This window comes from Azotobacter vinelandii CA, assembly GCF_000380335.1.
Lineage (GTDB): Bacteria > Pseudomonadota > Gammaproteobacteria > Pseudomonadales > Pseudomonadaceae > Azotobacter > Azotobacter vinelandii.
The window spans coordinates 313,591-332,576 of the sequence record NC_021149.1 but is presented as its reverse complement, the minus strand read 5'-3'; the positions used below and the strand labels follow the sequence as shown (position 1 = coordinate 332,576).

Here is an 18,986-nt window from a genome sequence, read left to right as displayed (position 1 = left end):
GCGCCACCTTCCGATTCGGCCAGCCCTTTCGAGCGTCCTGGAGGCGTCCAGTCGATACACGGCCCGGAGCCGCCGAATCGCTCGAAGATGAGTTCCGCCACGAAGGAAAGAACGTGTCCCTCCTCCGAGGTTTTCCCGCCGGCCGGGGAACACACCAGCCCGCAAGCGGGTCCTCCAGTCAGGACAAGCCAGCCTCCCACAGACCCAACCAATCCCTTAAACCATTGAATCAAAAAGATTTCTTCATATCTTTCCGGGCCACCCTGGCCAAGCCCGGCACACGTATACGTACCGCACACGGACAGGTATCCTACATTTCCCCGCCCGCAGGGCCGAGCTCGCGGGCCGCTCTACAGGTTCGACATCGATGAACGTGATCGCTCGCCATGCCGCCTTCCTTCTGCTCGGCATGCCGTTGGCGGCGCTGGCCGCCGCACCCCAGCCGACCCACGAATACACCCTGGACAACGGCCTCAAGGTCCTCGTCCGCGAGGACCACCGCGCTCCGGTAGTGGTCTCGCAGCTCTGGTACAAGGTCGGCTCCAGCTACGAAACGCCCGGCCAGACCGGCCTTTCCCACGCCCTCGAGCACATGATGTTCAAGGGCAGCCGCAAGCTCGGCCCCGGTGAGTCCTCGCGCATCCTGCGCGAGCTGGGCGCTGAGGAAAACGCCTTCACCGGCGACGACTACACCGCCTACTACCAGGTACTGGCGCGCGACCGCCTGCCCGTGGCCCTCGAACTGGAGGCCGATCGCCTGGCCAGCCTGCGCCTGCCGGCGGAAGAGTTCGCGCGCGAGATCGAGGTGGTCAAGGAGGAGCGCCGCCTGCGCACCGACGATCGTCCCAGCGCCCAGGCCTACGAACGCTTCAAGGCCATGGCCTACCCGGCCAGCGGCTACCGCACCCCGACCATCGGCTGGATGCCCGATCTCGACCGGATGAGCGTTGACGACCTGCGCACCTGGTACCAGTCCTGGTACGTGCCGAACAACGCCACCCTGGTGGTGGTCGGCGACGTCGGCGGCGACGAGGTGAAGCAGCTCGCCGAACATTACTTCGGCGCCATTCCGTCGCGTCCGCTGCCGGTCGCCAAGCGCCCCCTGGAACCGGCCGAACCGGGCGAGCGGCGCCTCGCGCTGAACCTCAAGGTACAGTTGCCGAGCCTGCTCTACGGCTTCAACGTACCGGGCCTGGCCACTGCCGAGAGCCCCCGCGAGGCGCATGCGCTGCGCCTGATCGCCGGCCTGCTCGACGGCGGCTACAGCGCGCGCATTCCGGCCCGCCTGGAGCGCGGCGAGGAACTGGTGTCCGGCGCTGGCGCCGGCTACGACGCCTACGTGCGCGGCGATAGCCTGTTCGTCCTCAACGCCACGCCCAACGTGCAGAAGGGCCATACCCTGGAAGAGGTCGAGGCCGGGCTCTGGCGCCTGCTCGACGAACTCAAGGAAACCCCGCCGACGGCCGAGGAGCTGGAGCGCGTGCGCGCCCAGGTCATCGCCGGCCTGGTCTACGAGCGCGACTCCATCGCCCGTCAGGCGACCACCATCGGCCAACTGGAAACCGTGGGCCTGTCCTGGCAATTGATCGACGAGGAGCTGGCCGCCCTGCAGGCGGTCACCCCGCAGGACATCCAGGACGCCGCACGCCGCTACTTCACCCGCTCGCGCCTCACCGTCGCGCACGTCCTGCCCGAGGGGGCCAACCATGACTGAACGTACCCGGCTGGGCTATGGCCTGATCGGCCTGATCCTGTTGCTTCTGCTTGGCCTGATGGTCTGGCTGGCCAACCTGCCGCCGCGCCCGACCGCCCCTGCCGGCGAGGCCCCCACCGCTCCGGCCCGCCTGGAGTCGCTGGCCGGGCTGAATGGCGAGCCGCCGGTCCACCGCGCCCTGAACATCCAGGACTGGCGCACCGCCGAAGGCGCCCGTGTGCTCTTCGTCGAGGCCCGCCAGTTGCCTATGTTCGACCTGCGCCTGACCTTCGCCGCCGGCAGCAGCCAGGACGGCGACACCCCCGGGCTGGCCTTGCTGACCAATGCCATGCTCAACGAAGGGGTGCCCGGCAAGGATGCGACCGCCATCGCCGAGGGCTTCGAGAGCCTCGGCGCCCAGTTCGGCAACGGCTCCTACCGCGACATGGCCATCGCCAGCCTGCGCAGCCTGAGCGATCCGGCCAAGCGCGAGCCGGCGCTCGCCCTGTTCGGCGAAGTGCTCGGCCGACCGGACTTTCCCGCCGATGCCCTGGCGCGGATCAAGAACCAGTTGCAGGCCGGCTTCGAGATGCGCAAGCAGAGCCCCGGCAAGCTGGCCAGCCTGGAACTCAACCGCCAGTTGTTCGGCGTGCACCCCTACGCCCACCCGAGCGACGGCGACACCGAGTCGATCGCCCCGATCAGCCGCGAGCGGTTACAGGCCTTCCATGCCAGTGCCTACACCGCCGCCAACGCGGTCATCGCGCTGGTCGGCGACCTCTCGCGCAGCGAGGCCGAAGCCATGGCCGCGTCCATCTCCGCCGCGCTGCCGAAGGGACCGGCGCTGGCCAGGCCGGCCGATCCGATGCCGCCCAGGCCGGGCCTGCAGCACATCGAGTACCCCTCCCAGCAGACCCACCTGATGCTCGCCCAGCTCGGCATCGCCCGCGACGACCCGGACTACGCGGCCCTCTACCTGGGCAACCAGATCCTCGGCGGCGGCGGTTTCGGCGCCCGACTGATGGAGGAGGTGCGCGAGAAGCGCGGGCTGACCTACGGCATCTACTCCGGCTTCACCCCCATGCAGGTACGCGGCCCCTTCATGATCAACCTGCAGACCCGCGCCGACTACAGCCAGGGCACCCTGGAACTGGTGCAGAAGCTGGTCCGCGAGTTCATCGCCGAGGGCCCGACCGAGAAGGAGCTGAAGGACGCCAAGCGCGAGCTGATCGGCAGCTTCCCGCTGTCCACGGCGAGCAACGCCGACATCGTCGGCCAGCTCGGCGCCATCGGCTTCTACAACCTGCCGCTGAACCATCTGGAGCTTTTCCTGCAGCAGGTCCAGGCTCTCAGCGTGGGGCAGGTGAAGGCCGCCATGGCCAGGCACATCGACCCGAACGGTTTCGTCGTGGTCAGCGCCGGACCGACCGTCGAACAGAAGCCGCTGCCGCCGCCGACCACGCCCGCCGAACGCCCCGCCGCCATGCCGGAGCACTGAATGCGCCAACCCTCCCGGCCTTCCCGCCCGGCCGTCCGCCCCCACGGCGGCCAGGGCCAGTTGCGCATCATCGGCGGCGAATGGCGCTCGCGCCGCTTCGCCTTCCCCGAGGCGCCGGGCCTGCGTCCGACGCCCGACCGGGTACGCGAGACCCTGTTCAACTGGCTGGCTCCTTATATAGAAGGCGCCCGCGTGCTCGACCCCTTCGCCGGCAGCGGCGCGCTCTACCTGGAAGCCCTGTCGCGCGGCGCCGCCCAGGCGCTGGCGCTGGACCTGGACGGCGCAACCGTCGCCAGCCTGCGCCGCCACCTCGACAGCCTGCGCTGCGGCAACGGCCAGTTGCTGCAGGGCGATGCCCTGCGCTACCTGGAGTACCAGGCGCCGAGCCCTTTCGACCTGGTGTTCCTCGACCCGCCCTTCCACAAGGACCTGCTCGCGCCCGCCTGCCGGCTGCTCGAGGAGCGTGGCTGGCTGGCCCGCGACGCCTGGATCTACACTGAGAGCGAAGCCCCGCCCTCCGGCCTCGGCCTGCCGGACAACTGGCGCCTGCACCGGGAAAAGCAGGCCGGTCAGGTGCATTACGCGCTGTGGCAGAGGACCGGCTGAAGCGCCAAGTCCCTTGGCGCGATCATGGACGAGCCCACGGGTTCCGCCGATGAACGACGCCCCCTTCCGACCCGCCTGGTGGCTGCCCGGTCCGCACCTGCAAACCCTGTGGGGACCGCTGTGCCGCCGGCCGCCGCCGCTGGAGCGTCGTCGCGAGCGCCTGTGGCTGGCGGACGGCGACTTCCTCGATCTCGACTGGCACGGCCCGGACGATCCGCGCATGCCGCTGGTCCTGGTGCTGCACGGCCTGACCGGCTCCTCCCGCTCGCTCTACGTGCTCGGCCTGCAGCAAGCCCTGGCGGCGCGCGGCTGGGCCAGCGTGGCGCTGAACTGGCGCGGCTGCTCCGGCGAGCCCAACCGCTTGCCGCGCGCCTACCACTCCGGCGCCAGCGACGACCTCGCCGCGACCATCGATCACCTGCGCAGGCGGCGCCCGCACGCCCCGCTCCACGCGGTCGGCTATTCCCTAGGCGGCAACGTGCTGCTCAAGCACCTCGGCGAAAGCGGCGCGGACTGCGCCCTGCGGGCGGCCGTGGCGGTGTCGGTGCCGTTTCGCCTGGACCAATGCGCCGACCGCATCGGCCAGGGATTCTCGCGGCTCTACCAGGCCCACTTCATCCGTGCCATGCGCCTCTACGTGGAAGACAAGCAGCGCTGGTTCGCCCGTCTCGGCCAGGCCGAGCATCTCGCTACCCTGCAACGCCTCGGCCCGCTGCAGGACCTGCGCACCTTCTGGGATTTCGACGGGCGCATCACCGCGCCGCTGCACGGCTTTCTCGATGCCGGCGACTATTACCGGCGCGCCTCCAGTCGCTATTTCCTCGCCGAAATCCGTGTGCCGACGCTGATCGTCCAGGCCGCCGACGACCCCTTCGTGTTCCCCCACAGCCTGCCGCGAGCGCACGAACTGTCGGCCGGCACCGAGTTCGAGCTGCAGCCCGGCGGCGGTCACGTCGGTTTCGTCGAAGGCCCGCCGCACCGTCCGGGGCTCTACCTGGAGCGGCGCATTCCCGCCTGGCTGACGGCCCGCGCGGGCTGAGTCCGGCTTGGCCATGAGGTCCGGCTGAGCTACCATCCGGGCCTCCATGAACCCGCCAAGGACGCTGTGATGAACCGCGTAATCTACCCGGGAACTTTCGACCCCATCACCAAGGGACATGGTGATCTGGTCGAGCGCGCCGCCAAGCTGTTCGACCACGTGATCATCGCGGTGGCCGCCAGCCCGAAGAAGAACCCCCTGTTTTCCCTCGATAAGCGCGTCGAGCTGGCCCGGGAAGTCACCCGTCACCTGCCCAACGTCGAGGTGTTGGGCTTCTCCAGCCTGCTCGCGCAGTTCGCCCGGGAGCAGAAGGCCAACGCGCTGCTGCGCGGCCTGCGCGCGGTATCCGACTTCGAGTACGAATTCCAGTTGGCCAACATGAACCGCCAGCTCGCGCCGGAGGTGGAAAGCCTGTTCCTCACCCCCTCGGAGAAGTACTCCTACATCTCCTCCACCCTGGTCCGGGAAATCGCCGCGCTGGGCGGCAACATCGAACAGTTCGTGCACCCGGCGGTGGCCGACGCGCTGCGCGAGCGTTTCCGCGCCTAGCGGGCGGCGTCCGGCCGGCAGCCGCACGAGGCGACGAGCGGGCCGCGACCGGACGGGCGCCTCGCGCAATTGCCCCGGCGGCTGCCCGGCGGGCGTGCACGGCGGACGCCGATACGGCACAATGCGCCCCCGTCGTTATCCCAGTGCCGCGGTCTCGAGCGCGGCAGGAGCCCCACATGTCCCTGAAGATCACCGACGATTGCATCAACTGCGACGTCTGCGAACCCGAGTGCCCGAACGGCGCCATCTCCCAGGGGGAAGAGATCTACGTGATCGACTCCAACCTGTGCACCGAGTGCGTCGGCCACTACGACGAACCCCAATGCCAGCAGGTCTGTCCGGTGGACTGCATCCCGCACGACGAGAACCGCGTCGAGAGTCGCGAGGAACTGATGCGGAAATACCTGATCATCACCGGCAAAGCCTGACCGGTGGGCGGCGACGGAACGCCCGTGTTCCTGCGCCGGCTCCTCGCCGGCCTGGCATTGCTGGCCTGCGCCACGGCGCTGCAGGCGCAGACGCCCGGACGGGCCGTCCTCGCCACCCCTCATCCCCTCGCCGGCGCGGCCGGCCGGGACATCCTCCAGGCCGGCGGCAACGCCTTCGATGCCGCCGTGGCGGTCGCCGCCAGCCTGGCGGTGGTCGAGCCCTACGGCTCCGGCCTCGGCGGCGGCGGCTTCTTCCTGCTGCGCGAGGAGCGGGACGGCGCCCCGCCCCGCTACCTGTTCCTCGACGCCCGCGAACGCGCGCCCCTCGCCGCCCACGCCGAACTCTACCTGCGCGACAGCCGCGCGCTGGCGCATCTGTCCCGCGACGGTGCCCTGGCCGCGGCGATTCCCGGCCTGCCGGCGGCGCTGGTCGAGCTGGCCGCCCGCCACGGCCGCCTGCCGCTGCGCGACAGTCTGGCGCCGGCGATCCGCCAGGCTCGCGACGGCTTTCCCGTCGAGCGTATCTACCGGCAGCGCGCCCGGTTCCGCCTGAGCGCCCTGCGCGACGACCCGGAAAGCGCCCGGCTGTTCCTCGACGACGGCGAGGTCCCCGCCGAGGGCCATCTGGTGCGCCAGCCGGAACTGGCCGAAACCCTCGGGCGTCTCGCCGAACGCGGCCATGACGGCTTCTATGCCGGCACCACCGCCGAGCGGCTGGTCGCCGGGGTGCGCGCCGCCGGCGGCATCTGGAGCGCACAGGACCTGGCCGGCTACCGGGTGGTCGAGCGCCGGCCGCTGCGCTTCGCCCTGGAGCGGGGCTGCGAACTGATCGGCGCGCCGCCGCCCTCGGCCGGCGGCATCGCCCTGGCGCAGAGTCTCGGCATGCTCGCCCACCTGCCCTGGCGGACGGCCGACCGCGTGCAGCGTGCCCATTACGTGGTGGAAGTCTCGCGCCGCGCCTTCCGCGACCGTGGCCTGCTCGGCGACCCGGATTTCGTCGCCAACCCCGTCGAGCGCCTGCTCGCCCCCGCCTACCTGCGCGACCTGGCCGCCGGCATCGACCCAGGGCGGGCCACCCCCAGCGCCAGTCTGCCGCCCGCGCCGGCCTGGCGCGAGGGCGAGCACACCACCCACTTCGCCGTGCTGGATACCGAGGGCAACGCGCTGGCCGCCACCCTGTCGATCAACCTGCCGTTCGGCGCCGCCTTCGCCGTGCCGGGCACCGGGGTGCTGCTCAACGACGAGATGGACGACTTCGCCGCCGATCCGCGCGGCAGCAACGCCTACCGGCTCGTCGCCAGCCCGGCCAACCTCGTCGCCGCCGGCAAGCGCCCGCTGTCGAGCATGAGCCCCACCTTCATCGAAAGCGCCGACGACCTGGCCGCCTTCGGTACCCCCGGCGGCAGCCGCATCCCCGGCATGGTGCTGCTGGCCGTGCTGGAATACCTCGACGGCCGGCCGATCGAGCGCTGGCCGGCGCTGCCGCGCTACCACCACCAGTACCTGCCGGATGTCGTCGAGCACGAGCCGGACGCCTTCGACGCCGCCGAACTCGCCGAGCTGCGGCGGCGCGGCCACCGGTTGAAGGTGCGCGAACCCTACGGCAACCAGCAGGTGCTGCGCTGGGACAAGCGCAGCGGCGCGGTCGAGGCGGCCAGCGATCCGCGCGGCCTGGGCCACCCGCAATACCTGCCCGCCCGGCGCTGAACCGTGCCCGCTCGACCGTCCCGCGCTGGCATCCGTACCGGCACTTGCTTAGCATGGCCCATCCGTAATCCAGCCCGTACCTGCCCCAGCCATGATCATTAGTCGCCCCCGCTCGTCCCTTCGCCTCCCGTTCCCCGCCGTTCGCCGGGAGGAGCACGCCCGATGAAAACCTTCCTCGACTGGTCCGCCTACAAGGACTCGGGCATGGGCGACGCCTATGCCGACATTCCCAGACATGGCGGCGACTTCGCCAAGGCGGTGGCGGTGTGCATCAACAGCCGCCAGTGCGAAGCCGAGGGCAAGCAGGTGATGTGCCCGAGCTTCCGCGTCAGCGGCAACCAGAACCTCTCCACCGGTGGCCGCGTGCAACTGCTCAAGGCCGCGCTGAACAGCGACCTGGCCGAGCAGGCGCTGGCCGATCCCACCCTGGCCGAGGCCATGGACCTCTGCGTCGCCTGCAAGGGCTGCAAGCGCGAGTGCGAAGCCAACGTCGACATGCCGCTGATCAAGGCCGAATACCTCGCCCAGCGCGTCGCCCGCGACGGCCCGAGCTGGCGCGGCCGGCTGTTCGGTCACACGCCGCGCTGGCTGCACCGCGCGCCCTGGCTGAAACCCCTGGTGCGTCTGCGCAACGCCAGTCCGCTGCTGGCACGGCTGTCCGAGCGCCTGTTCGGCCTGGCCGCCGGGCGCCCCCTGCCGGAGCCGGCGCCAGCCCCCTTCGTCGCCACCCCGGCCGCCACCGCGCCCGCCGCCGGCCTGCCCGAGGTGGTGCTGCTGATCGACACCTTCACCCGCCACTTCGAACCGGGCATCGCCGAGGCGGCGCTCGCCGTGCTCCAGGCCGGCGGCTACCGGGTGTCGATCGCCGAACCGCAAGGCGACGACGAGGAGCCGGCGCGCGCCCTGTGCTGCGGCCGCACCTACCTGGCCCAGGGCATGATCGATCAGGCGCGCGACGAGGTCCGCCGCCTGGTTCGCGCACTGCTGCCCCATGTGCAGGCCGGACGCACCGTGGTCGGCCTGGAAGCTTCCTGCGTGCTCGGCCTGCGCGACGACGCCCAGGCGTATGGTCTCGGCGAAACCGTGGAGCAAGTGGCCAGGCACACCCTGCTGTTCGAGGAGTTCCTCGCCCGCGAGTCCACCGCCAAGCGCCTCGACCTGCCGCTCAAGGCCCTGGCCGGCAGCGAGACCCTGGTCCACGGCCACTGCCACCAGAAGGCGGTGGGCGCCATGAAGTCCATGCGCCGGGTGCTCAAGCTGATCCCCGACCACGAATTCACCCTGATCGAATCCGGCTGTTGCGGCATGGCCGGCACCTTCGGCATCGAGGCCGAACATGCCGAGCTGTCGTCGAAGATGGCCGAACAGGCGCTGATGCCGGCCCTCAGGGAAAAACCCGCGGCGCGGGTAGTGGCCAACGGTTTCTCCTGCCGCCACCAGATGCGCGCGCACGGCGACCAGCGCCCGCGCCACCTGGCCGAACTGCTGCGCGATGCGCTGCTGGAAAAGGCCGGCTGAGGCCACCGGAAGGCGCCTTGCAGGGCGGAGCGGCCCCCGCCCCGCTGCGTACGGCGCATTTGCCCGGCCCGGTTTCCGCCACTTAAACTCAGGCTACCGCGGCCGGGCCGGCGAATGCCGCCGGACAGGGAATCGGAAAAACGGCGAGGGAGGAGCGGTCCGTTCGTGCCCTGCGGACGATCGCCCCCGCACGGGCCTGGAACCTATCCGACGGCGCGTCCGTCCTGGGGGACCAGCGATGCCGAATCCGCGCTTCCTGATCGTCGTCCTGATGCTGGCGCTGGCTGGATGCGCCTCTTCGGGCCGTCCCCCCGAGCGGCCGGCGCCGGTGATCCCGGAAAGCACCTGGCGGCGGATCGACGACGACATCCTCGCCGCCTCGCGGGAGGCCACCCGACAGACCACCAACCACGCCCGCGAACTCATGGCGGAGTGGATGGACCTCGTCCACCGTCGCACCGATGCGGAATTCATCCCCTGGTTTTCCAGCTACTGGACCCGCCAGGCGCTGACCATGCGGCTGGCCTGGTACCGGCTGAACGCGGAGGGGAAACGCGACGAGGTCGTGGAGCGCCTGGCCCTCCATCTGCAGGAGCAATACCGGGAGCGCGTCCTGGAACCGGTCGCCAGGGAGCTCGATCCCGAGCGGATCATGGAGAAAACGACGAAATTCCACATCTGGCTCCTCGGCGAACTGCTCCGCAAGATTCCGCAGCGCTACGGTGTTCCCCAGGAGCAATTCGACCGCCGGCTCAAGGAGATCCCGGCGATCGCCCTGGCGCCACCGGACGCTCGCAGCGCTTCGCTCCATCAACTCCTGCACACCGAGCCGATCGACCGGCTGCCGGCCTATGTGGCGTTGGTCGCGCGAATCCACACGGCTTCGGCCGGCGCCGCCGAGGTGCGGACCGCGAGCGCGGGCATGACCTCGGTCGCCAGGCGCACCAGCGAGCGACTGACCAGCGAACTCACCACCAGCGGTGTCGCCAGCGCCCTCGCGGCGGCGGCCGGACGGGCGGCGGGCATGCTGATTTCCCTGGGCGCGGCCGGTTTCAACAGCCTCGCGCACGGGCGCGAACAACCGCGAACGGAGGCGCAACTGCGCAAGACCCTGAACGACGCCTTCGACGAAGAATGGCGCGAACTGCTGCGCGACCCCGACACGGGAGTGCTGGCAGGCGTCCACCACATGGCCGGGCGGATCGAGGAAAGCCTCGCCCATCGCCCCGTGCCATCTCCGCGATCCTCGCCGCCAGGAGCTTCCCGGCCGGCCGGGCCCGACGCGCCTCCCCGGCCGCCGTGGTAACGCGGACGAATGCCCTTTCGCAACGACGGCGACCGCTGCGTTGCCCAAGCCGCAACAGCCACGGAACCGCAAGAACATGAACCCGAAGTGTCCCATCCAGCCCGCCACCGCCGGGACCGCCATGCCGGAGCCGCGCCGTCGCGCGGCCGGCGCGCTGGGCCTGGCCCTGCTGCTGGCGCTGGCCGGCTGCGTCACGCAGCGCCCCGAGGAACCCCGCCCGGCCGAGGTGCGGGCGCGGATCGTGCGGCTGATGCCGGCCGGGATCGCCGACCGCGAGGGCTGGGCAACCGACATCTACGCGGCGTTCGCGGCGCAGGACATTTCTCCCAGTGCCGGGAACCTGTGCGCCGTGCTGGCGGTGACCGAGCAGGAGTCGACTTTCCAGGTCGATCCAGCGGTGCCCGGACTGGCCAGGATCGCGCGCAAGGAGATCGACCGTCGCGCCGCCCAGTCGCACATACCGGAGTTCCTGCTGCGCGCCGCCCTGGGGCTCGACTCGTCCAATGGCAAGACCTACAGCGAGCGCCTGGGCGCCGTGCGTACCGAGAAGGAACTGAGCGCGATCTTCGAGGACTTCATCGGCATGGTCCCGCTGGGCCGGCAGTTGTTCGGCAGCCTCAACCCGGTGCATACCGGCGGGCCGATGCAGGTCAGCATCGCCTTCGCCGAAAGCCGGGCGCGGGATTACCCCTATCCGCCCGAGGGCTCGATCCGCCACGAGGTGTTCAGCCGCCGCGGCGGCCTGTACTTCGGCATCGCCCACCTGCTGGGCTATCCCGCCAACTACGAGCGGCCGCTGTACCGCTTCGCCGACTTCAACGCCGGCTGGTACGCCAGCCGCAACGCCGCCTTCCAGAACGCCGTCAGCCGCGCCTCGGGCATCCCGCTGGAACTCGACGGCGACCTCATCCGCCACGGCTCCTTCGCCCCTGGCGCCACCGAACTGGCCGTGCGCTCGCTGGGCAGGAAGCTGGACATGGGCAACAGCGCCATCCGCCACGCTCTGGAGCGGGGCGACCGCCTCGATTTCGAGGACACGGAACTCTACGAGCGCGTGTTCGCGTTGGCCGAGCGGATCGAACGCCAGCCGCTGCCGCGCGCGGTGCTGCCGGGCATCAAGCTGCAGAGCCCGAAGATCACCCGCGACCTCACCACCGCCTGGTTCGCCAAGCGGGTCGACGAGCGCCACCGGCGCTGCATGGCGCGCGCCACGGGCGGCAAAGGGAAGTAGCGGCGCGGCGTCGCCGCACGCCTCACGACAACTGGATCAGCGGTTCGTCCCCGGTCGCCAGCCGGCGCAGTTCGCGGGACTGGCCGTCGCCGAGCTGCAGCACGTTGCGCAGGCTCTGGACGATGCGGCTGACGTAGCCCAGGTCGTTCATCAGCGAGCCGGTCTGCAGGCCGTCCAGTTCGCGGCGGCGGGCGGCGGCGAACAGCCGGGCGCGGAACTGCGCGTCGAAGTCCGCCGCGCGCTCGTCGAGCAGTTGCAGGCGCGCCTGCCATGCCTCGTCCGGCACCTCCAGGCGGCCGAGTTCGCGCACCTCGCGCAGCATCGCCAGCAGGTGCCGGCGCAGCTCGACGTAGGCCTCGCGGACCGGCGAGTCCCCGTCGCGCAGGTAGTGGCCAAGGTTCTTCTGCAGGTGCTTGGCGTCCTTCACCGCGTCCACCAGTTGCAGCGCGGCCAGTTGGCAGGCGATCCAGAACTGCTGGTGTTCCTCGTCCCGCGGCGCCTCCATGCGTCCCATGAAGCTCAGCAGGTCGCCGTAGACGCCCTTGACGTGGCGCTGGTAGAGCGTCTCGGCATCCAGGTGGTGGAGATCCGGACGCGCGTGCAGCAGCGCCTCGTCCGGCCGATCGCTGGTCAGTTGCTCCACCGGCAGGTAGAGCGCGTGGCAGATCACTTCCAGGCTCAGGCGGCCGAGGTGCTGCAGTTCCCGCAGCACCGCGCTGGCGGCGGCATCGGCCGACTCCAGCAGGCTGTCGTCGAGATAGCGGGCATGGGTCCGCGGCGCCTCGGCAGCGGCCGGCTCCAGCTCGGTGATCAGCACCCGCGGCTCGCGGCGTTCCGGCAGCCAGCGCTCCAGCAGACGCACCAGGCGCGCCTGCCAGGGCCAGAACAGCAGTACGCCGAGGGCGTTGAACAGGGTGTGGAACAGCGCCAGTTGGATCAGCCGGTTGTCCGCCAGCCCCAGCGGCGTCGCCAGCCACTGCACCAGGGCGGTCAGGGGATTCAGCAGGGCCAGCGCCACCAACGCGGTGACACCGTTGAACAGCACATGGGCCAGCGCCAGGCGCTGGCCGCCACGGTTGCCGCCGAGGGCGCCGACGAAGGCGGTGCTGATGCTGCTGCCGAGGTTGGCGCCGATGGCGATGGCCAGCCCCTGTCCGAGTTCGAGCTGGCCGCCGGCCAGGGCCGTCAGGGTCAGCATCAGGGTCGCGTGGCTGGACTGCAGGACCACCGTGAGCAGCGTGCCGACCAGCACGAACAGCAGTTGCCCGGCGAACCCGCCGAGCGGAACGCGGGTCATGTCCAGGGTCTCGCCGAAACTGGAAAAGCCCCCCTTGATCTGCTCGATGCCGATGAACAGGAAGCCGACGGCCAGCAGGATGCGCCCGGCCGCCCGGCTCTTCGGCCCGTCGAAGCCGATCAGCACGCCGAACACCAGCAGCGGCAGGGCCAGCGGCGCGAGGTCGAAGCCGTGCCCGGCCAGCGCCAGCAGCCAGATGCCGCTGGTACTGCCCAGGTTGGTACCGAAAAGAATGGCCAGCCCCCCCGGCCAGGGAGATCAGGCCGCCGCCGATGAAAGCGATGGTCAACAACGACACGAGAGTGCTGGACTGCAGCAGGAAGGTGCCGAAAAGGCCGAACAAAAAGCCCTTCAGCGGCGTGGCCGTGCTGCGCCCGAGCAGTTCCTCCAGGCGGCCGCCGGCGAGCTGCTTGAGCCCTTCTTCCAGACACTGCATGCCGAACAAAAAGAGCGCGAGCCCCGCGCACAAGCGCAGCCAGCCGGGGCTGAGCCAGAAGGAATAGGCCAGACCGGAGCCGACCAGGAAAATCAGAAGGAATTTGAGACGATTCAAGGGCCAGGACTTCCCGTTGTCGCGCAGCGCCTCGCCCCATCGGCGAGGACAGCAAGCCTACGCGGCCATCGGCATGCCGGGAAGCCTGGGCCGTTGCGACGGAGGCACGCCGGCGGCGTTTTCAGTCCTGCCGGTAGCCGCCGGCGGTGCAGCCGGGGCAACGCACGAAGGCCTCCCGCCCCGGCTCGACGAGCGGCACCCGGCCGGCTCCCTCGACGTTGCCGATCGGGGTGCCGGCAGGCCGGGCGACCGACGGATCGCCCGGCATCGCGAAGGCCGGCGGCGCCTCGATGGAATGGACGGGATCGCCGGCGATGCCGGCATGCGTCCCGTGCGCCGGCGGGGTCGAAAGGAGGGCGGGCGAGGGCGAGCGGGCGAAGCGAAGGCATGCGACGGTCCTTCATCGGTGTTTCCGGCGGAGCCGCGACTATGGCAACGCCCCCGGCGGGGCCGGCGTGATGGCCATCGAGCGGCGGAGATCGGCGCGGCCCTCCCGGAATCCTGCCGGGGAAGGAGATCGGCGATGCCCCGGCCATCGCCCCGCAGGGCCAGGCCTCAGCGCTGGCAGCGGCCGCAGTAGACGCTGGCGCGCTGGCCGAGGCGAACCTCGTGCAGGGTGCTGCCGCAGACCTTGCAGAACTCGCCGCCGCGTCCGTAGACCAGCAGGGTCTGCTGGAAGTAGCCGGGCTTGCCGTCGCCGCCGACGAAATCGCGCAGGGTGGTGCCGCCGCACTCGATGGCCTGGGCGAGGATGCGCCGGATCTCTTCGGCCAGACGTCGGTAGCGCGCCCGCGAGACCGAGCCGGCGGCGCGGCGCGGGTCGATACCGGCGGCGAACAGCGCCTCGCTGGCGTAGATATTGCCCACCCCGACCACCACCGCGTTGTCCATGATGAACGGCTTGACCGCCACGCTCTTGCCGCGCGACAGCCGGTACAGGCGCTCGCCGTCGAAGTCCTCGCCCAGCGGCTCCGGACCGAGCCGGCGCAGCAGCTCGTGCTCCAGCGGGTCGGCGCTCCACAGCAGCGCGCCGAAGCGCCGCGGGTCGGTGTAGCGCAGCGCCAGTCCCGACTCCAGCAGGATGTCGACGTGCTCGTGCCTGACCGCCGGCAACCCGGCCTCGACCAGGCGCAGGCTGCCGGACATGCCCAGGTGGCCGATCAGGGTGCCCGCTTCGGCGCGGATCAGGAGGTACTTGGCGCGGCGCTCCACCGCCTCGATGCGCTGGCCGGACAGGCGCACGTCGAGATCCTCGGGGATCGGCCAGCGCAGCCGGCGCTCGCGGACGACGACCCGCTCGACGCGCTGGCCGACGAGGTGCGGGGCGATGCCGCGGCGGGTGGTTTCGACTTCGGGCAATTCGGGCATGGCGGCACGGGATGGAAACGAGCGGGCACCGACCATAGCAGGAAGGCCGCGGCGCGCAAATCCCGTCTGCCGACGAGGGGCAGAACTTTGCCCGCGGGGAGGGTCGGATTCCTTGTGAACCCCGCGCCCGCAGGCGCTCCACCCAGCACTCCGGAGGTACCGCGATGACGCAATCCCTGAAAGGCAAACGCGTGGCTTTCCTGGTGACCGACGGCTTCGAGCAGGTCGAACTCACCGGCCCCAGGGAAGCCCTCGAAAAGGCCGGCGCCCGGACCCTGATCGCCGCGGCCAGGCCGGGCCAGGTGACCGGCTGGAAGCACACCACGCCCGCCGACCGCTTCCCCGTCGAGCACGGCTTCGACACCCTGCGCATCGAGGACTGCGACGCGCTGGTGCTGCCGGGCGGCGTGGTCAACGGCGACAACATCCGCCTGGACGAGATGGCCCAGGAACTGGTGCGCGATGCGGCCCGCGCCGACAAGCCCATCGCCGCGATCTGCCACGGCGGCTGGCTGCTGATCTCCGCCGACCTGGTCAAGGGCAAGACCCTGACCAGTTGGCCGTCGCTGCGGGACGACCTGCAGAATGCCGGCGCCAAGTGGGTGGACCGGCCGGTGGTGGTCGACGGCCACCTGATCACCAGCCGCCGGCCCGACGACATCCCGGCCTTCAGCCAAGCCCTGATCGAGATGCTGGGCGGCAAGACGGCGCAGTCGGCCGCCTGACGCGTCACCAGGCTCCCGGGCGAATGCCGGGAGCCCGGCGTGGGGAGGATCGTCGGCAGCCGCTCAAGGACGCCGGACGACGGCCGATCTAAGGGAACTCTCAGTCCGTGCCAGGAAATCCCTCCCGATGCTATCCCGCCGTCCCATCGGTGCCCGCCTGGGCATCGCCTTCGGTATCCTCGCTCTACTCCTCGTCTCGGCCACCGCCGTCGCCCTGTCCGGCCTGAACGGCCTGCGCGACGCGGCCGAGACGCTCGACCGCAATGCCGGACTGGCGCTGAACGCCGCCCAGGTGCGCCTGCTGGCCCTGGAGGAACGGCGCTTCGAAAAGGACCTGTTCATCAACCTGCGCGATGCGGAAAAAGTGCAGTCCTACAAGGAGCGCTGGGACGCGACCCTGCGCGAGCTGCGGGAAACCCTGCGGGCCGGCCGTGCCCAGGCGCCCGACGCGCAGCGCCTGTACGAGGCCTCGGCCACGGCGCTGGAGGGCTACGCCGAAGGTCTCGACGCGGTCTACCGGCGCCTTCACACGGGCGAGTTCGCCGACACGGCGGCCGCCAACGCCGCCATGGGCCGCTACAAGGACGAGATCTACCAGCTCGACGAGAGCGCCGCGGCGCTCGACCGCCAGGCCGCCGAGCGCATGACGCAGGCCCGGCGCCAGGTCGCCGAGCGCCTCGGCGACGCCCTCGCCGGCCTGCTCGGCTTCGCCGCCCTGGCCCTGCTGATCGCCGTGTTCATGGCCCTGTACATCACCCGCAGCATCACCGCCCCCTTGCGGCGGGCGCTGGCGGCGACCCGCCGGCTGGCCGAGGGCGATCTGACCCAGGATCTCGCCGGCCACGGCCGCGACGAAACCGGCCAGTTGCTCGATGCCATGGACGAAACCAACCACCGGCTCTCCGAACTGGTCGGCTCCCTGCGCAGCGGCAGCGAAAGCGTTCACGGCCACGCCCGCGAGGTTCTCCAGGGCAGCCGGGAGCTGGCCGCGCGCACCGAGGAACAGGTCAGCGCCCTGCAACAGACGGCGGCCAGCATGGAGCAGATCAGCACCATCGCGCAGCAGACCGGCGAGGCCACCGAGCAGGCCGACCGGCTCGCCGCGAGCGCCGCACGCACGGCGCAGAGCGGCGGCCAGGACGTGGAGCGGAGCATCCTGCTGATGCGCGAGCTGGCCGACAGTTCGAAACGGATCGACGCCATCATCGGCGTCATCGATTCGATCGCCTTCCAGACCAACCTCCTCGCCCTCAACGCCTCGGTCGAGGCGGCGCGCGCCGGCGAGCAGGGCCGCGGCTTCGCCGTGGTGGCCGCCGAAGTGCGCAACCTGGCCAGCCGCAGCGCCACCTCCGCCCAGGAAATCCGCGGCCTGATCGAGGCCATCGGCGAGAAGATCGGCGAAGGCGCCCGTCAGGCCGAGTACAGCGGGCGGAGCATCCGCGAGACGGTGGAGGCCATTCACCAACTGGCCGCCCTGATGCAGGAAATCTCCGCCGCCAGCCGCGAGCAACGCAGCGGCTTCGGCCAGATCAACAGCGCCATCGGCCAGATGGACGGCACCACCCAGCGCAACGCCGCGCTGGTGGAACAGTCCCGCGCCGCGGCCACCGCCCTGGAGGAGCAGGCGGCGAAGATGCAGCAACGGGTGGCCGTCTTCAGGACGCGCGAAGGCCGCGCGCCGGCGAAAGCCTGAAGCGCCCAGGTGCGACGCGGGGGGCCGGCTGGCTAAAATCGGCGCACGCCATCACCGGGAGATTCGTGTGCAGCCAGCCATTGCCATTCATGGCCTATCCAAGACCTACGCCTCGGGGCTCACCGCGCTACGCGATGTGAACCTGGAAATCCGCCGGGGCGAGATCTTCGCCCTGCTGGGCCCCAACGGCGCGGGCAAGACCACCCTGATCAGCATCATCTGCGGCATCGTCACCCCCAGCGAGGGCCGGGTCCTGGCCGACGGCCACGACATAATCGCCGACTACCGCGCGGCGCGCGCCGGGATCGGCCTGGTGCCTCAGGAGCTGTCCACCGACGCCTTCGAGAACGTCTGGGACACCGTTACCTTCAGTCGCGGCCTGTTCGGCAAGCCGGCCGATCCGGCCTACATCGAGAAGCTGCTGCGCGAGCTGTCCCTGTGGGACAAGAGAGACAGCCGCATCATGGCCCTGTCGGGCGGCATGAAGCGCCGCGTGATGATCGCCAAGGCGCTGTCCCACGAGCCGCGAATCCTCTTTCTCGACGAACCCACCGCCGGGGTGGACGTGGAGCTGCGGCGCGGCATGTGGGACATGATGCGGCGCCTGCGCGACAGCGGCGTCACCATCGTCCTGACCACCCATTACATCGAGGAGGCCCAGGAGATGGCCGACCGCATCGGCGTGATCCGCCGGGGCGAAATCATCCTGGTGGAAGAGAAGAACGCGCTGATGGCCAAGCTCGGCAAGCGCCAGCTCACCCTGACCCTGAACGCGCCGCTGGCGCGGATTCCGCAGATGCTGCAAGACTACCGCCTGGAGCTGTCGGAAGACGGCGGCCGGCTGGTCTACACCTACGACAACCGGGAGCACGGCGGCGACATCGCCCGCCTGCTGCAACGGCTGGGCGAGGTCGGCATCGAATTCAAGGACCTGAGCTCCTCGGAAAGTTCCCTCGAAGACATCTTCGTCAGCCTGGTGCACTCGCCCTCATGAATCTGTACGGCATACGCGCGATCTACCTGTTCGAAATGGCCCGCATGCGGCGCACGCTGATGCAGAGCGTGGCCTCCCCGGTCCTCTCCACCGCCCTGTACTTCGTGGTGTTCGGTTCGGCCATCGGCTCGCACATGGTGAGCATCGACGGGGTCAGCTACGGGGCCTTCATCGTCCCCGGCATGATCATGCTGGCCCTGCTCACCCAGAGCATCTCCAACGCCTCGTTCGGCATCTACATGCCGCGCTTCACCGGCACCATCTACGAGATCCACTCCGCGCCCATCTCCTACGTCGAGATCGTGCTGGGCTACGTCGGCGCGGCCGCCACCAAATCCATCCTGCTCGGCGCCATCATGCTGGCCACGGCGCGGCTCTGCGTGCCCTTCCAGATCGAGCATCCGCTGTGGATGGTCGCCTTCCTGGTGCTGACCGCGGTCACCTTCAGCCTGTTCGGCTTCATCATCGGCATCTGGGCCGATGGCTTCGAGAAGCTGCAGATCGTCCCGCTGATGATCGTCACGCCGCTGACCTTCCTGGGCGGCAGCTTCTACTCCATCGACATGCTGCCGCCCTTCTGGCGCACGCTGTCGCTGTTCAACCCGGTGGTCTACCTGATCAGCGGCTTCCGCTGGAGCTTCTACGGCGTGGCCGACGTCGGCCTGCCCCTCAGCCTGGGCATGACCGCGCTCTTCCTGGTCCTGTGCATGGCCGGCGTGCGCTGGATTTTCCGGACGGGCTATCGGCTGAAGAGCTGAAGCGGGACCGCCCTCCGCTATAC

Annotated in this window: 15 protein-coding genes and 1 pseudogene; 14 read left to right on the top strand and 2 right to left on the bottom strand. The window is 70.3% G+C overall.

The window, feature by feature from the left end:
• The first annotated feature begins 367 nt into the window (after positions 1–367).
• The 10 genes from AVCA_RS01665 to AVCA_RS01620 all read left to right on the top strand — a co-directional run bounded on the left by AVCA_RS01665 (position 368) and on the right by AVCA_RS01620 (position 11,575).
• A complete protein-coding gene (locus AVCA_RS01665) occupies positions 368–1,714 on the top strand; it encodes a M16 family metallopeptidase (protein WP_012699041.1) in 1,347 nt (448 codons plus the stop codon).
• Entirely contained in the window at positions 1,707–3,191 is a 1,485-nt protein-coding gene (locus AVCA_RS01660; protein ID WP_012699040.1) for a M16 family metallopeptidase, read from the top strand. The genes AVCA_RS01665 and AVCA_RS01660 overlap by 8 nt, the downstream gene beginning before the upstream one ends.
• Positions 3,192–3,797 carry a 16S rRNA (guanine(966)-N(2))-methyltransferase RsmD gene (gene rsmD / locus AVCA_RS01655; protein ID WP_012699039.1) on the top strand — a complete coding sequence of 202 codons (606 nt, stop codon included), beginning with the start codon at positions 3,192–3,194 and terminating at the stop codon, positions 3,795–3,797. It abuts the gene before it with no gap.
• Between the two features lie 49 nt (positions 3,798–3,846).
• Positions 3,847–4,836: a hydrolase gene (locus AVCA_RS01650; protein ID WP_012699038.1), complete on the top strand. Its 990-nt coding sequence runs from the start codon at positions 3,847–3,849 to the stop codon at positions 4,834–4,836.
• 69 nt (positions 4,837–4,905) lie between these two features.
• Positions 4,906–5,385 (top strand): pantetheine-phosphate adenylyltransferase, encoded by a 480-nt coding sequence (gene coaD, locus AVCA_RS01645; RefSeq protein WP_012699037.1) that lies wholly within the window; start codon positions 4,906–4,908, stop codon positions 5,383–5,385.
• A gap of 176 nt (positions 5,386–5,561) precedes the next feature.
• Positions 5,562–5,813: a YfhL family 4Fe-4S dicluster ferredoxin gene (locus tag AVCA_RS01640; protein ID WP_012699035.1), complete on the top strand. Its 252-nt coding sequence runs from the start codon at positions 5,562–5,564 to the stop codon at positions 5,811–5,813.
• Positions 5,814–5,816: 3 nt separating this feature from the next.
• Entirely contained in the window at positions 5,817–7,520 is a 1,704-nt protein-coding gene (gene ggt / locus AVCA_RS01635; RefSeq protein ID WP_012699034.1) for a gamma-glutamyltransferase, read from the top strand.
• A 162-nt stretch (positions 7,521–7,682) separates the two neighbouring features.
• Entirely contained in the window at positions 7,683–9,038 is a 1,356-nt protein-coding gene (locus tag AVCA_RS01630; protein WP_012699033.1) for a (Fe-S)-binding protein, read from the top strand.
• Positions 9,039–9,276: 238 nt separating this feature from the next.
• Positions 9,277–10,344 carry a hypothetical protein gene (locus tag AVCA_RS01625; protein ID WP_012699032.1) on the top strand — a complete coding sequence of 356 codons (1,068 nt, stop codon included), beginning with the start codon at positions 9,277–9,279 and terminating at the stop codon, positions 10,342–10,344.
• A 121-nt stretch (positions 10,345–10,465) separates the two neighbouring features.
• On the top strand, positions 10,466–11,575 hold the full coding sequence (locus AVCA_RS01620) for a DUF1615 domain-containing protein (protein ID WP_175555867.1): 1,110 nt from the start codon (positions 10,466–10,468) through the stop codon (positions 11,573–11,575).
• A 22-nt stretch (positions 11,576–11,597) separates the two neighbouring features.
• Here AVCA_RS01620 and AVCA_RS01615 read toward each other — a convergent pair.
• Positions 11,598–13,425 (bottom strand): annotated as a pseudogene (locus tag AVCA_RS01615) (Na/Pi cotransporter family protein).
• Positions 13,426–13,980: 555 nt separating this feature from the next.
• The gene (mutM, locus tag AVCA_RS01600; RefSeq protein WP_041807494.1) at positions 13,981–14,793 is read right to left on the bottom strand and encodes a bifunctional DNA-formamidopyrimidine glycosylase/DNA-(apurinic or apyrimidinic site) lyase; all 813 of its coding nucleotides are present in this window, start codon (positions 14,791–14,793) and stop codon (positions 13,981–13,983) included.
• A 164-nt stretch (positions 14,794–14,957) separates the two neighbouring features.
• Here mutM and AVCA_RS01595 point away from each other — a divergent pair, with 164 nt between their 5' ends.
• The 4 genes from AVCA_RS01595 (at position 14,958) to AVCA_RS01580 (ending at position 18,963) form a co-directional block, all read left to right on the top strand.
• Positions 14,958–15,518, top strand: a complete 561-nt coding sequence (locus AVCA_RS01595; protein WP_012699027.1) for a type 1 glutamine amidotransferase domain-containing protein — start codon at positions 14,958–14,960, stop codon at positions 15,516–15,518.
• 127 nt (positions 15,519–15,645) lie between these two features.
• Positions 15,646–17,211, top strand: a complete 1,566-nt coding sequence (locus tag AVCA_RS01590; protein WP_012699026.1) for a methyl-accepting chemotaxis protein — start codon at positions 15,646–15,648, stop codon at positions 17,209–17,211.
• A 67-nt stretch (positions 17,212–17,278) separates the two neighbouring features.
• Entirely contained in the window at positions 17,279–18,205 is a 927-nt protein-coding gene (locus tag AVCA_RS01585) for an ABC transporter ATP-binding protein (protein ID WP_012699025.1), read from the top strand.
• On the top strand, positions 18,202–18,963 hold the full coding sequence (locus AVCA_RS01580) for an ABC transporter permease (RefSeq protein WP_012699024.1): 762 nt from the start codon (positions 18,202–18,204) through the stop codon (positions 18,961–18,963). The genes AVCA_RS01585 and AVCA_RS01580 overlap by 4 nt, the downstream gene beginning before the upstream one ends.
• Positions 18,964–18,986: the final 23 nt, after the last annotated feature.